This is a genomic window from Mucilaginibacter sp. MD40 (assembly GCF_002288635.1).
GTDB lineage: Bacteria > Bacteroidota > Bacteroidia > Sphingobacteriales > Sphingobacteriaceae > Mucilaginibacter.
The window spans coordinates 1,266,995-1,280,483 of record NZ_NRSW01000001.1 but is presented as its reverse complement, the minus strand read 5'-3'; the positions used below and the strand labels follow the sequence as shown (position 1 = coordinate 1,280,483).

Genomic DNA, 13,489 nt, shown 5'->3' with positions numbered 1-13,489 from the left:
GAGGACTTTATAAAGATGCCGTTATTGAACCCTCTCCTATGGAGAGGGCAGGGTGAGGCTTACGGATTGCCACGTCGCTATCGCTCTTTGCATTTAGGGGGCGTGTGCGTATGACCTTGGATAAATGGTTCGACAAGCTCACCATGACAAAAGAGGAAAATATCATAAAAAACAAATGTCGAATAACGAAGCATCCTTCATTATTCGACATTCAATATTCAATGGTCGATATTTTAAACGGGCAGATTATTGCCCTGCCAGTTCTCTTGCTTTTTTACGCCTTTCCACTACGCCGGCAACCACAATACCTACCTCGTATAGTACAAACAGCGGGATACTTACTACCGTCATGGTGAGCATATCCGGCGTTGGGGTAATTACCGCGGCTACGATCAGGATGATCACGATAGCATAACGGCGGCCGCTGCGCATAAAGGCGGGAGTTAATATACCCAGGCTCGACAGGATGTAAACCAATATAGGTAACTGGAAAACCACACCGCTCGCTAAGGTTAAAGTAGCTACCGATGATATGTAAGAATCAATGGAGAACCAGTTGGTAATTTCGGGGCTGATGGTATAGCTGGCCAGGAAGTTTACCGACATGGGTGTGATAATGTAATAGCCAAATAATATCCCAAGGATAAATAACACACTGGCATAAAACACAAAACCACCCGCTGCCTTACGCTCTTTCTCATGCAGGGCCGGTTTAATAAATTTCCATACTTCCCAAAGCAGGTAAGGAAAGCCCAACACAACCCCTATCATTAGCGCCGAATTGATCTGGAGGGTAAACTGCCCCGCCATCTCATTATTCATTAATTTTACGGGCACATTATTCACGCAGAAACCGTCGCGGTGCAATGCCGCGCCGAGTTTACACAGCATCCGGTAGGTCCAGAAGCTGGGCTTGGCAGGCCCCATGATGATCTTGGAAAAAATAAAGTCGTAATAATAGAACGCACCTGCCATAAAGATACACACGGCGATAGCCGAGCGCACGAGGTGCCAGCGCAACTCTTCAAGGTGGTCAAAGAACGACATTTCGGCCTCCATGTTCTGGCCTTTTTCCTTAATAGCTTTTATTAACTTATTCTCGCTCATTTGATATGCCTTGCATTAAAGCAGGGTGTGTTATTTACGTTATTTTTCCTTTGAAAGATGTTGTTTTGAAATTAAAATTCAAAGGTTTCCATAAACTTGGTAGTGAAGTTACCCGCACGGAAGTTCGGGTCTTTCAGCAATTTCAAGTGGAATGGTATGGTGGTTTTAATACCTTCTATCACAAACTCGCTCAAAGCACGCTCCATGGTTGATAGTGCTTCCTCACGGGTTTGCGCCACGCAGATCACCTTGGCGATCATCGAGTCGTAATTCGGTGGGATCACATATCCGCTGTACACGTGTGTATCGATACGTACACCATGCCCACCCGGTGAGTGGAAATTGGTGATCTTACCCGGCGACGGACGGAAGTTATTCGCAGGATCCTCAGCATTGATGCGGCACTCGATAGCGCACATGGTTGGCTCGTAGTTTTTACCCGAGATAGGTATACCTGCTGCAACTTTTATCTGCTCTTTTATCAGGTCGAAGTTAATTACCTCTTCTGTTACGGGGTGCTCTACCTGTATACGGGTATTCATTTCCATGAAGTAGAAGTTGCGGTTCTTATCAACCAGGAACTCTACTGTACCGGCACCTTCGTATTTAACAGCTTTAGCGCCTTTAATGGCGGCCTCACCCATTTTTTTACGCAGTTTCTCGGTCATGAACGGTGATGGCGCTTCTTCTACCAGTTTCTGGTGACGGCGCTGTATAGAGCAATCACGTTCAGAAAGGTGGCAAACTTTACCGTACTGGTCGCCTACTACCTGTATCTCAATGTGGCGTGGGTCTTCAACATATTTTTCAAGGTAAAGGCCATCGTTACCGAAAGCCGCGCCCGATTCGGCACGTGCGCTGTCCCAGGCTGCCTCAAAATCTTCGTCTTTCCAAACCACACGCATACCACGGCCACCACCACCAGCAGTAGCTTTAAGTATAACAGGGTAGCCAATTTTTTTGGCGATGCTGATACCTTGCTTAACATCAGTTAACAAACCTTCTGAACCCGGGATGGTGGGCACACCAGCCTTTTTCATGGTTTCTTTAGCAGATGATTTATCGCCCATGGCGTTGATCTGGTCGGCAGTAGCTCCGATGAACTTAATACCATACTCCGCGCAAATGGCCGAGAATTTGGCATTTTCCGACAAGAAACCATAGCCCGGGTGTATCGCGTCGGCATTGGTGAGTTCGGCAGCCGAAATGATGTTAGGTATGTTTAAATATGAGTCGCGGCTTGGAGGGGGGCCAATACAAACGGCCTCATCAGCAAAGCGCACATGAAGGCTGTCGCGGTCGGCGGTAGAATATACAGCTACGGTTCTGATGCCCATTTCCTTACAGGTGCGTATAACACGCAGGGCAATTTCGCCACGGTTAGCTATTAGTATTTTTTTAAACATGATTTTCAGATGTGTAAATTACAAATGTGCAAATGTGCAGATTAACCGAATGCGCTTCATTTGCACATTTGCATATCTGCACATATACACATACTTACTTAGGTTCAACTAAAAATAAAGGCTGGTCGTACTCAACCGGCGAAGCATTGTCAACCAATACTTTTACAATGCGGCCCGACACTTCAGATTCAATTTCGTTAAACAGCTTCATAGCCTCGATAATGCAAAGCACGCTGCCGGCGCTGATTTCGTCGCCAACGTTTACGAAGCTTGGTTTATCAGGAGATGACGAACGGTAGAAAGTACCGATCATCGGTGATTTTACAGTGATGTAGTTAGATGCCTCAACAGCTGCGGGAGCGGCTTCAGCAGCGGCAGGTGCTGCCGCGGGCAGGCTTACCGGTTGCGGAGCAGGCGCTGCGGCCAACGGAGCCTGTTGCGCTGCCGGTATAGTGGCATTAACATAAGTAGGCGCCTCGTTAGTTTTTATCGTTATTTTAAAATTTTCCTGCTCAATAGAAACTTCATTAACGCCTGATTTTGATACAAAGCGTATTAGATCCTGAATTTGTTTAATATCCATAGTAAGCGGTAATTGGTTGGCTAAAAATAGTTATTTTAATGTGCAAATAAGCTGGTGTGCAAATGTGCAAATGAATTTCGGTTATTTAAATGTTAACATGAAGTATTTCAAGATGTTTTGAAATAACTATTTGTTACCTCCACATCCTGAAACGGATCATCAGTATGCCCATTTGAGGTAGATAGAGCCCCAGGTAAAGCCGCCGCCAAAGGCCGCGAGTATCAGGTTATCGCCTTTTTTAAATTTGCTTTCCCACTCCCACAGGCACAATGGTATAGTGCCGTTGGTGGTGTTACCATAACGCTCAATGTTAACGATCACTTTCTCGGGTGTTAAACCTATGCGGTTAGCAGTAGCATCAATAATACGTTTGTTGGCCTGGTGAGGTACCAACCATGCAATATCATCGCCAACGAGGTTATTGCGCTCCAGTACTTCGGCGGCTACATCGGCCATGTTTGTTACGGCAAATTTAAATACCGCCTGCCCTTCCTGGTAGGCAAAGTGTTCTTTGGCATCAACTGTTGCGTGGCTGGCAGGGTGCATAGATCCGCCCGCTTTCTGGAACAGCAGCTGGGCGCCGGCGCCATCGCTTTTCATTACAGTATCCAGTATGCCGTAGCCTTCGGTGTTGGGCTCCAGCAGGGCGCAGCCGCAGCCATCGCCAAAAATAATGCAGGTTGCACGGTCTTCATAGTTAATGATCGACGACATTTTATCGCCACCCACCACTAAAACCTTTTTATGCTTGCCGGTCTCAATAAACTGCGCGCCGGTCGTAAGGCCAAAAATAAAGCCCGAGCAGGCTGCCTGCAGATCATAACCCCAGGCGTTTTTTGCGCCTATTTTGTGGGCCAGCACGTTTGCCGTAGCCGGAAAAGGCATATCGGGCGTGGTGGTGCAAAAAATAATGAGGTCGATTTCTTCGGCGGTAATGCCGCGTTTTTTAAGCAGGCCCTCAACAGCCGGAACGGCCATATCAGAGGTGGCCAGGCCTTCGCCTTTGAGTATCCTCCGCTCTTTAATGCCGGTACGGGTGGTTATCCACTCGTCATTGGTGTCCACCATTGTCTCCAGCTCGTGGTTGGTTAAAACGTAATCGGGTACGTAACCATTAACAGCGGTGATAGCAGCAGTAATTTTGCTCATTTATATATCTTAATTTACTGGAAAGCCAGTTTAATTTTATCAACGAGATGGGTTTCAACCATATTTTTCGAAAGCAGCACCATGTTCTTTATCGCTTCGGGGCTTGATATGCCGTGGCCTACCACCACCGGGGCGTTTACCCCTAAAATAGGGCTGCCGCCATACTGCTCATAGTTAAAGCGGTCCAGGAACTCGTCCTTCAGCTTTTTCTTGAGCGTGATCACGTAGAACGACTCGGCCAGTTTCAGGATCACGTTGCCCGTAAAACCGTCGCAAACAATCACATCGTTATTGTCATTGAACAGGTCGCGGCCTTCTACGTTGCCCACAAAGTTAAACAGTTTGGTTTCTTTCATTAAAGGATAGGTAGCCTGGCTCAGCAGGTTGCCCTTTTCTTCCTCCTCGCCTATGTTCATTAAGGCTACGCGGGGGGTAGGGATGCCGTAAACAGATTCGGCAAGGAGGCTGCCCAGTACGCCAAACTGCAACAGCACATCGGGCTTGCAATCGGCATTGGCACCTACATCCAAAATAATACCCAAACCTCCTTTAAGTTTGGGTACTATGGTAGTCATGGCCGGGCGTATAACGCCCGGTATATTTTTTACGCTGAACATACTGCCCACCAGCATAGCGCCCGTGTTACCGGCCGATGAGAACGCGTCAATAGCGCCGTCCTTCAGCATCTGGAAACCTACGGCAATGCTCGAGTTGGGTTTCTGTACAATAGCCTTAGTAGGGTGTTCGCCCATACCAATAACCTCGGTTGTGTGTACAAACTCAAAGTTATCGGCGCTGAAATTATTTTCGCTGAGAATAGCGAGAGCCGCATCCTTGTCGCCAATAAGCACAAGCCGCTGCCCGGCTGCTAAAGTTTTACAAGCTTCAATCGCCCCTAAAACAGCTGCTTTGGGAGCGTAATCACCGCCCATAATATCCAAGCCAATCTTCATTCCCAGAAAATTAACTTAAGCTACTACTGCCTTCTCGATAAGAATTTTGCCGTTGAAGTAAACGTTACCATCAACAGTATAAGCTCTGTGTGGCAAGTGTACCGCACCGGTAGTTTGGCAGGTAGTTAATGAAGGCGCTTCGGCTTTGTAATGCGTTCTGCGTTTATCTCTTCTTGATTTTGAAATTTTGCGTTTTGGATGTGCCATAACCTTTTTTTATTATTTTAATTTTTTGAGGGCTTCCCATCTCGGGTCGGCCTGCTCTTCCTGTTCATCGTTTACTGAAAGCTTGTCCAAGTTTTTCAGCATTTCCTCGTCACACTGTTTACCGTCGCCCTGGTTACTGCAGTTAGCAATAAACGGCAGCGAAACGTTCACGTATTCATATATCAGCCCGGCAATGTTTATCTCATGATCGTTCCTGCCGAGGGTAATAATTTCATCGTCCTCTCCCATTTCCTCATCGCTGAAACGGGCTATCTGCTGCTCATGCACCTCAACCGGCTGCTGATATTCGCTCAAACACCTGTCGCAGGTGGCGGTAACATTACCGGTAATGTCAAAATTCAGGATCAGCATAGTTTCCTGCTTATCCAGTTCAACCTTGCAAAGCAGGTTAGCCTTTTTTACGAGCGAATACTCAAACTCGCCGAAAAAGTCGGCACCTATTTCGTATTCAAAATAATGCTTACCCAGCTTTAAGCCGGTAAATGGTATTGAATATGTGCGTAGCGATTTCAATGAGCAACAATTAGCCCGCAAATGTAGGTAAAATTATTAATTCAGGAAAGTGTTTTTTTAATTGGGGTTGGTAGGGGTGTGAGTGGTGGGTGCGGGATGGTGAGAGTGCGGGATGCGGGAGCGGGATGGTTGCGCGGGGCGACTATTGGGTAAAGCAGTGGCAGTGGTGCTTTGGGTACAGCAGCCCCGCTATACGCTCATACGCCTGCAGGCCTTTCACCTCATAGCCGGTATACGCTGCTATCGGGTTTAGGTACTACTCTAACTTTCCAGCTTTTCGGTCAATGTTTGCTAAATCACTTTTAAACTCTATCTCAACATATTGGTTAAAGTTGACAGCATGAAGCTTATCAAACAATTCAATATATTCAGATCGAACCAAGTCGTCTAAAATTGGATTTTCATTCACAATCTTCCTATAATCTAATGGATCTTCAAACATTTCTAAAACTTGCCTGGCAATTTTTGCTATTGATTTATTCCTAATATCAGTTTGAATGCTAAACTTTAAGAACTCACAGATATCTAACTTTGTAAGATAGGGCTTTATCACTGATACCAACTCCGGCACAAACCTCCAGGCTTCCGAACTTGAAATATTCTTCTCCAAATCTTCCTTATTTTCCATTCTTGCTGCCCAAAACAGCCAAAGTGTATTTTCACTTAACCCATGATCACTACTTATCATTCTATTAAAGTAGCTGAGTTGGTATGAATTCAGGTCTTCAATGGGTAAAAGGAGATTATCTTCATCTTGTTTCAAGTGAAATATCAGTTCATTTTCAAACAAAAATGGAGCTACTGCTTCAACAAACCTACTCCTTAAAAATGAAAGATAGGGGTCTATTTGCTTTCTATACAGCCTATCTGTTATACCGTTATGATAGTTAGAAAGCTTGTTTATTAAAGACCTATAATCGAATCGGAAAAGCCCCTCCTTATAAACAAATGTTCTGCCGTAACTAAATATCAAACGTATGACTTTTTCAAAGTCATTTTTAGTTCCATAACCTTCCTGCATCAAACGCGTCATCAACTCCTTGTGTAAACCTTGATTAGCACATTCAATCATGAAAGATGACATCTTCCCCGAAGACAATGCTGTCCTATAGGCTTTATCTGACAAATCTCTATTAGACAAACTAAATCTAAAGTATATGTCAAAATACATTGGATATGAAATGGAGTTTTGCGCTTTAGGTAAGCTAGAATCGCTGGCGTCGAATAGTGATAAAAACAAGTTGTCTAAAATAGATAAATCACGATCATTTATCCATCCCAGCTTTTCAATGTGCAGTTTAAATTTAGATACCTCTTTGTATGGTTCGTTTTTTCCACTAATTCTTATCATTAAAGGTGAAAAATATTGTGAATGACTAAAATACAATGACTTTTCGATTAAGAATAATCTGTATTCACTATGTATTAAATCATACACGGATGAAAATCGAAACTTTATCAGCTCTAATATCATTAGGCATTCAAAGTCAACCTCTTCCCCAATCAATTGGTATATTACCTTAAAACTATTTACAAATCTTATAACGTCACGACTTTGTCTTAATACTTTCCCATACCCTTTTCCATAAAAATCTGAAAATCCTTTGGGTACAATTTCCCCTTCAAAAACTTGTCGATGTTTTTCAGTTATGAATTTGTTTAAGTATTCCTGGAGTTGTTTCAACAAATCATCGTTTTGCCTTTTGGGCAAGGGTATCTCCAATTGAAATATTTTATCTAAATAATCTGGCCTAACCTTATTGCTTAGGCTTTTAGTTGCATCTTGTACATAATCTCTATCATAACCAACTAAATAAAAAACGTTAGAGAAATTAGCCGTATTTCTTATAAGTTTCAAAACCTCCATTATCTCATCCGGATACAGGCGATCGAGATCATCAATGGTAATAATGATTTTCTTCCCCAAACTCCCAAGCACATGGTTAATCATTTTATATTCATCGGGGCTTTGGATTGTTCCTTGATTTTTAAAGAAATTAAACCAGTTCATACTCAACAATAAACGCGAGTCAACATTAGCCAGCCTTCTACCGTAATTGTAAATTAATGAAGACGTTTTCTGACTCGTATCAGCTATGTTTTGGGATAAAACATCAAAGAAATAATTTCTGATAGATTCAGGACTATTTGCATTCCAGGGATTAAACGGGATTTTTAATACCTTTTCTTCTTTATTCAGGTATATGCTTATTAATTCCAGAAAAGATGTTTTACCGCTACCATACTCTCCAATAATACCAATGGCAAATGACATTGAATTTTTTGTTTTCATTATCAGATCAGCAATAGTTTTTGCGGTTTGCTTTCGATTAAAAGAGTCTTTATCTAAATTATCAACTATCAGGTCTTCAGAAAAGCCCTCATTTACTAATAAGCTTGTTTGATCCTTTATTTCTTTATTGAAAAGATGATTCAGTAATAAAGTGCCAAACGATGATATACAAACAACATCCCAATAAGCTATCTGGAAAAGATATGATTTTGTAAAGTGCCAGTAAGGGTTAAATCTTTGACAAACGTAAAATGCTATACTAAAGATAATTGTATTTAAAACACCGCGTCTATTTAACTCATTAGACATCCACCATACTATTATGATAGTAAGCGACAATAACGCCATATCAGTCAAAGCATTAGATTCAACTTTCATAAAAAGGGGGCGAATCAAAGTGAAATTTAGGAAATCACTAATTGGTACTCGAAATAGCAGCAATGTGGAAATAAAGATCACCACACTTAAAGGCAGGATATGTTTTTTCTTCAAGGCTTAAGCTTTATGTAAATATATAATATTTAGATTATTAGTAATAACGTTATCCAATAGTAGATATCTGTATAGGGGTTTTAGAAGACCTGTAAAAGCGGTGTGGTTCGACAGGCTAACCATGACAGGTATGTTCGCTCTGCCTATTTGGGATTGCCGCGTCGCTGTCGCTCCTCGCAATGACATAATTCAGGCTTGTCATTCTGAGCGACAGCGAAGAATCTATCATAAGCTATGAAAGTTGGCGATTAGATACTTCGCTATCGCTCAGTATGACAGAAAGGTGTAACATTGGCACACCTGCATATCTAGAATAAAAAATACTCCCCTCTATCCACCCGGCGATGTTGTGGCTTTTTTCCATTAGCACATCCTCTCGCCACCTGTAAACTACCACACAATCCATAAAAAACACCATTAACGTATTTACCGCCCCGCTACTTTTGTTCAAAAAAAAGATCATGACAGAACAAAAGCTACCATTGCCATCCTTTACTTTGGAAACCGCGATACAGAAAGTGCAACTGGCCGAAGATGCCTGGAACAGCCGCGACCCGCAGCGCATTGCCCTGGCTTATACCATAGATACGGAATGGCGCAACCGCGACCAGTTCGTTAACGGCCGCCAAGAGGTGATCACTTTTCTTACCCATAAATGGGAACGGGAATTAAACTACAAACTCAAAAAAGAACTTTGGGCTTTTACCGGCAACCGCATAGCCGTACGTTTTGAATATGAATACCACAACCACGAGGGCCAATGGTTCCGCGCCTATGGCAACGAGAACTGGGAATTTGACCAAAACGGCCTCATGCAAAAACGCTATGCGAGCATCAACGACCTGAAGATAGCGGAAGCAGACCGGAGGCTTTAAGCTCGCCGCTCCTCGCAATGACATATTTCAGGCTTGTCATTCTGAGCGACAGCGAAGAATCTATTATACGCTGTGAAAGTTGGCGATCAGATACTTCGCTATCGCTCAGTATGACAGAAAGGAGCTAACATTTGCACACCTGCATATTTGCACATCAAAAACCTACTCCTCTCCTATCCAGCGGGCGAGGGTGCTGAGGGCAATGCCGGTGGTTTTGCTGATATGGCGAAAGCTGTGGCCCTGTTGGCGCAGCTCGCGCACTTGTTGTTTAAGGTGGTCGCGGTTCTGGGCGTCGGGGCGTTGCAGGTGGTTACGCTCGTGGCTGTAGCCGCTGAAGGTAAAGTGCAGGTCGTTCAGTTCGCGGGTAATTTGGCAAAGGCAAACGTTATCGGCACCGTAGCGGGCCGTGGTGCTGCGCTGTTTAATTTGTTTGAGGTACAGGGCACCGGCCCGGGTGTAGCTTTTGCCAATGGCAAAGGCGCTGTCGCAAAAGTTAATGATCATTTTACTGCCCTGCAGGTCGTTCACGGTAATGGCTTTGGCGGCATCGCGCTTGGGTGTATGGGCCAGCACCAGCATGCTGAGCTTGTGGCGGGTTTTTATGGCCTTCAGCTTTTTCATTAAAGGCAGCGCCTCGCGGGCGCGTTCGGTACCGGTGGCCATGTAGGTAAGGTTATCAATAATCAATACCCTGGCCTTGCTTTGGGTAATGGCGCTCTCGAGGGCGTTTTCAAGGTAGGTGTCATAATCGTCATACAAAGCAGGGTTATTGGCGGCGGGGTTAAACTCGGCCCGGTAAAAGGTTTTCCCGAAGGGGTAGCTGCCCCATTGCGGGTGGTAGTAGCGGCTCTCGAACTGTTTGCTGCCCATCTCAAAATCAACATACAGCACATGGGTTTGGGGCGGCAGCTGGTTGTTAAGGTCGCCGGTGCACACGCCCTGCGCCAGGTTATTGCCTATCTGCACCGCCAGTATAGATTTGCCCAGGTTGGTATCGGCAAACAGCACGCATAGTTCACCCTCCATCCACAGGTCGCCCAGGAGCATACGCGGCATGGGTTTGCCGTACTCCTGTTTCATCCACTGGGCGGCGGTTTTCACCAGCAGCAAGTCGGTTTTTTCGGGGTCGAGGTAAATGCCTTCGTCCAGCCCATGCCGGTGCAGGCGTTTACTGCTGCGCCGTGCCTGTGTGCGTATGGCCTCAACTACCGGCGGACGGCGAAAGCCGGATGGGGTAATTTCAATAAAATCGTCCATGAAAATCAGAATATCTGTAAATATACAGAAATATCTTTATAAATACAAATCATCCTTAAAGACAGATGCAATCAGCGTTCCGAAAGCGTTCCGTTATAGTTTCCAAAAGCGTTCCGCGCGGAACGGATCGCAAAAAATGATAACCATAATGTAAATGAATGGCTTAGCGTGGAAGACATTACCTAAAACTGCATCCACATTAAAAATACAACTCGCTGATAAATAAGATGTTCCATTTGTCCCACATCGGTATATACTCCCGGCGGAACGCTCAGATTTTTAGCCGAACATTAATCTTTTGTAGCAGCCCCGTGAGCCACACAATTACGAACGAAAATATCAAACAACGGATGAGGCCGCCTGTCCCCTGGTCGAGGTATTGCGGGTAGCCGAGGTCGGTCATCTGGTAGAGGGGGTAAAAAAGATAGGGCAGCAAATAGCAGGTAAAGGTACTGGTGCCCGCAGGCTCTATCACCTTAAACCAGTGATACTTATGCTTCACATCCACTATAAAAATAAAGAAGGCGTAAACCACCAGACTGATACCCGTACAGATGAGTACCCACGAAGGGGTGTCGCGCGCTTTGGAGATACCGCCGCTAAAATAACGCACTATAAAACCAAGGTTAAACAGGATAATAGCCATCAGGATCATGGCGGCCCATAGCATCTTTATCTCGTTGTTTTTATTGAGCCTCATATACAGCACCGATACGAACACACCGGCCATGGTAAAAGCCTGCATGGCACCATTACCGGCTATCCACATGTACTTTTGAATGCCACTTAAAAAATCGAGCATCCCAAAATGGAAATCGATGTTAAAGAACATAAAGAACAGCCAAGCCGCGGCCTGTATCCATAATATACCGTTGCTGTAATAGTAAATGAGCCCGCATACCAGGTATGCCCAGCCGATTAGCCCCAGTATGCCCCACCAGGTGAGGTGCAGCCAGGGGTGGGCAGGGTCTGTACTGCGATAAATAACGCACATGGCTATGAGCAGCGCCACGCCAAATCCCTGGAAAATGTACCGGCGCAGGGCCGAGGTATTTTTGCTGTAGTCTAAAAAGATAAAAAAGAAACTGAAGGTAGCCAAACTATCCCAAACGGGCTTGGGGAGTATGGTAGCGCTTTCGTTATAGGTTTCGCTGTTGGCATGGAAAAAACCAATAAATACCAACGCCAGCGACCGGGTAATAATGCGGTAGGGCACATGCGCCTCCTGGTTATGCAACCGCTTGGCAAAAGCATACGGGATAGACAGCCCCACAATGAACAGAAAGGCTGGGAAAATGGTATCGGCAAGTCCTAAAGCGTCGGCATTTACACCTGCATGTTTAAGCCACTCCGGGGTATTGGGCACACCATCCAGGTCGTTCACAAAGATCATCAGGAACATGGTAACCGCACGAAACGCATCAATAGACCTGATGCGGTTAATTAAATTACTCATTAAACAGGCAAATGTATTTCAGAGATAAATGTTTTAAATAAACGTTAATTTGTCTAAAACATTATCCCGGTTAAGTCCATTTAATCGCGGTCGCGGCTCAGTTTGCTGAATAAAAGCGGGTTTTCGTTCAACTCGGCGGTTTCCCTTCTATGCTTAATTACGTGTATAGCCGTAAACAATGCCTCTCTGAATGATACCTCTGATGCCATGTTGCGCCCTGCGATATCATAAGCGGTACCATGGTCGGGCGAAGTGCGTACGAAGCTTAAGCCTGCCGTATAGTTAACACCGGTTTCAAAAGCGATCTGTTTAAAAGGGATGAGGCCCTGGTCGTGGTACATGGCCAGTACGGCATCAAACTGCATATAGGTGCCGTTGGCAAAAAAGCCGTCGGCAGCGTAAGGGCCAAATGCCAGTACATCGTTGGCACGCGCTTCTTCAATAGCCGGGATGATGACATCCTTTTCCTCGTTGCCTATTAAACCGTTATCGCCGGCATGGGGGTTAAGGCCAAGCACGGCAATTTTGGGTTTGCGTATCCAGAAATCGTCGCGCAAACTGCTGTTCATCAGCTTAAGTTTGTTCACTATCTTTTCGGCCGTTATGCTTTGCGCTATGCGCGATACCGGTATATGCCCGGTTACAACCCCCACACGCAGATTATCGTTCACGAGGAACATCAGCGAATCTTCTTTGCTGTCTCGATGCTGCAGGTATTCGGTATGGCCGGGAAACTTAAAGTCGTCGTTCTGTATATTGTCTTTATTGATGGGCGCGGTAACGAGGCCATCAATATGGCCGCTCAACAAATCATCTGTAGCCCGTTGGAGTGATATAAAGGCGTATTTGCCACCTTCTGGAGTTACCTTACCCATATCAATGCGTACATCCTCTTCCCAGCAATTGATCATGTTGGGCTTTTTATGTTGAGCATTGCCGGCGTTGTCTATCACGTTAAAATTAAACTCATTAACATGGATAGCCCGACGATGGAACGAGGCCACCTTGGTATGGCCATAAACTATTGGTGTACAGTAATCATAAATGCGCGCGTCTGACAAGGTTTTGATTATTATCTCCAGCCCTATGCCGTTTACGTCGCCTATACTTATGCCTATTTTAGGTTTATCACTCATGGTTTAAAATTGGGTCATACGCCGCTTAACACTAACAGTTC

At 44.8% G+C, this 13,489-nt stretch carries 12 protein-coding genes; 1 reads left to right on the top strand and 11 read right to left on the bottom strand.

Features of this window, described 5'->3' with window-relative positions; genetic code table 11:
* Nucleotides 1-246: 246 nt before the first annotated feature.
* The 8 genes from tatC to CKK33_RS05700 form a co-directional block, all read right to left on the bottom strand.
* Nucleotides 247-1,107, bottom strand: coding sequence for a twin-arginine translocase subunit TatC (tatC, locus tag CKK33_RS05735; RefSeq protein WP_095703187.1), 861 nt, complete (start codon nucleotides 1,105-1,107; stop codon nucleotides 247-249).
* A gap of 71 nt (nucleotides 1,108-1,178) precedes the next feature.
* The gene (gene accC, locus CKK33_RS05730; protein ID WP_095703186.1) at nucleotides 1,179-2,513 is read right to left on the bottom strand and encodes an acetyl-CoA carboxylase biotin carboxylase subunit; all 1,335 of its coding nucleotides are present in this window, start codon (nucleotides 2,511-2,513) and stop codon (nucleotides 1,179-1,181) included.
* A 94-nt stretch (nucleotides 2,514-2,607) separates the two neighbouring features.
* On the bottom strand, nucleotides 2,608-3,096 hold the full coding sequence (gene accB, locus CKK33_RS05725) for an acetyl-CoA carboxylase biotin carboxyl carrier protein (RefSeq protein WP_095703185.1): 489 nt from the start codon (nucleotides 3,094-3,096) through the stop codon (nucleotides 2,608-2,610).
* Between the two features lie 159 nt (nucleotides 3,097-3,255).
* Nucleotides 3,256-4,245 carry a beta-ketoacyl-ACP synthase III gene (locus tag CKK33_RS05720; protein ID WP_095703184.1) on the bottom strand — a complete coding sequence of 330 codons (990 nt, stop codon included), beginning with the start codon at nucleotides 4,243-4,245 and terminating at the stop codon, nucleotides 3,256-3,258.
* Nucleotides 4,246-4,259: 14 nt separating this feature from the next.
* Nucleotides 4,260-5,198 carry a phosphate acyltransferase PlsX gene (gene plsX / locus CKK33_RS05715; protein WP_095703183.1) on the bottom strand — a complete coding sequence of 313 codons (939 nt, stop codon included), beginning with the start codon at nucleotides 5,196-5,198 and terminating at the stop codon, nucleotides 4,260-4,262.
* A gap of 15 nt (nucleotides 5,199-5,213) precedes the next feature.
* Nucleotides 5,214-5,405, bottom strand: coding sequence for a 50S ribosomal protein L32 (rpmF, locus tag CKK33_RS05710; protein ID WP_095703182.1), 192 nt, complete (start codon nucleotides 5,403-5,405; stop codon nucleotides 5,214-5,216).
* A gap of 12 nt (nucleotides 5,406-5,417) precedes the next feature.
* Nucleotides 5,418-5,939 (bottom strand): DUF177 domain-containing protein, encoded by a 522-nt coding sequence (locus tag CKK33_RS05705; RefSeq protein ID WP_095703181.1) that lies wholly within the window; start codon nucleotides 5,937-5,939, stop codon nucleotides 5,418-5,420.
* A 256-nt stretch (nucleotides 5,940-6,195) separates the two neighbouring features.
* Nucleotides 6,196-8,724, bottom strand: a complete 2,529-nt coding sequence (locus CKK33_RS05700; RefSeq protein WP_143822902.1) for a P-loop NTPase fold protein — start codon at nucleotides 8,722-8,724, stop codon at nucleotides 6,196-6,198.
* A 461-nt stretch (nucleotides 8,725-9,185) separates the two neighbouring features.
* On the opposite strand from CKK33_RS05700, the gene CKK33_RS05690 reads away from it, so the two are divergent.
* A complete protein-coding gene (locus CKK33_RS05690) occupies nucleotides 9,186-9,599 on the top strand; it encodes a nuclear transport factor 2 family protein (protein ID WP_095703178.1) in 414 nt (137 codons plus the stop codon).
* Between the two features lie 162 nt (nucleotides 9,600-9,761).
* On the opposite strand, the gene CKK33_RS05685 is transcribed toward CKK33_RS05690, so the two are convergent.
* The 3 genes from CKK33_RS05685 to pdxA form a co-directional block, all read right to left on the bottom strand.
* On the bottom strand, nucleotides 9,762-10,856 hold the full coding sequence (locus CKK33_RS05685) for an AAA family ATPase (RefSeq protein WP_095703177.1): 1,095 nt from the start codon (nucleotides 10,854-10,856) through the stop codon (nucleotides 9,762-9,764).
* A 271-nt stretch (nucleotides 10,857-11,127) separates the two neighbouring features.
* Nucleotides 11,128-12,312, bottom strand: coding sequence for a heparan-alpha-glucosaminide N-acetyltransferase domain-containing protein (locus CKK33_RS05680; protein WP_095703176.1), 1,185 nt, complete (start codon nucleotides 12,310-12,312; stop codon nucleotides 11,128-11,130).
* An 80-nt stretch (nucleotides 12,313-12,392) separates the two neighbouring features.
* On the bottom strand, nucleotides 12,393-13,448 hold the full coding sequence (pdxA, locus tag CKK33_RS05675; protein ID WP_095703175.1) for a 4-hydroxythreonine-4-phosphate dehydrogenase PdxA: 1,056 nt from the start codon (nucleotides 13,446-13,448) through the stop codon (nucleotides 12,393-12,395).
* Nucleotides 13,449-13,489 lie beyond the last annotated feature (41 nt).

Bases quoted from the DNA above. Each gene is read 5' to 3' on its own strand.
- accB (WP_095703185.1), bottom strand. From the start codon at position 3,096: ATGGATATTAAACAAATTCAGGATCTAATACGCTTTGTATCAAAATCA.
- CKK33_RS05720 (WP_095703184.1), bottom strand. From the start codon at position 4,245: ATGAGCAAAATTACTGCTGCTATCACCGCTGTTAATGGTTACGTACCC.
- accC (WP_095703186.1), bottom strand. From the start codon at position 2,513: ATGTTTAAAAAAATACTAATAGCTAACCGTGGCGAAATTGCCCTGCGT.
- plsX (WP_095703183.1), bottom strand. From the start codon at position 5,198: ATGAAGATTGGCTTGGATATTATGGGCGGTGATTACGCTCCCAAAGCA.
- CKK33_RS05685 (WP_095703177.1), bottom strand. From the start codon at position 10,856: ATGGACGATTTTATTGAAATTACCCCATCCGGCTTTCGCCGTCCGCCG.
- tatC (WP_095703187.1), bottom strand. From the start codon at position 1,107: ATGAGCGAGAATAAGTTAATAAAAGCTATTAAGGAAAAAGGCCAGAAC.
- pdxA (WP_095703175.1), bottom strand. From the start codon at position 13,448: ATGAGTGATAAACCTAAAATAGGCATAAGTATAGGCGACGTAAACGGC.
- rpmF (WP_095703182.1), bottom strand. From the start codon at position 5,405: ATGGCACATCCAAAACGCAAAATTTCAAAATCAAGAAGAGATAAACGC.
- CKK33_RS05690 (WP_095703178.1), top strand. From the start codon at position 9,186: ATGACAGAACAAAAGCTACCATTGCCATCCTTTACTTTGGAAACCGCG.
- CKK33_RS05680 (WP_095703176.1), bottom strand. From the start codon at position 12,312: ATGAGTAATTTAATTAACCGCATCAGGTCTATTGATGCGTTTCGTGCG.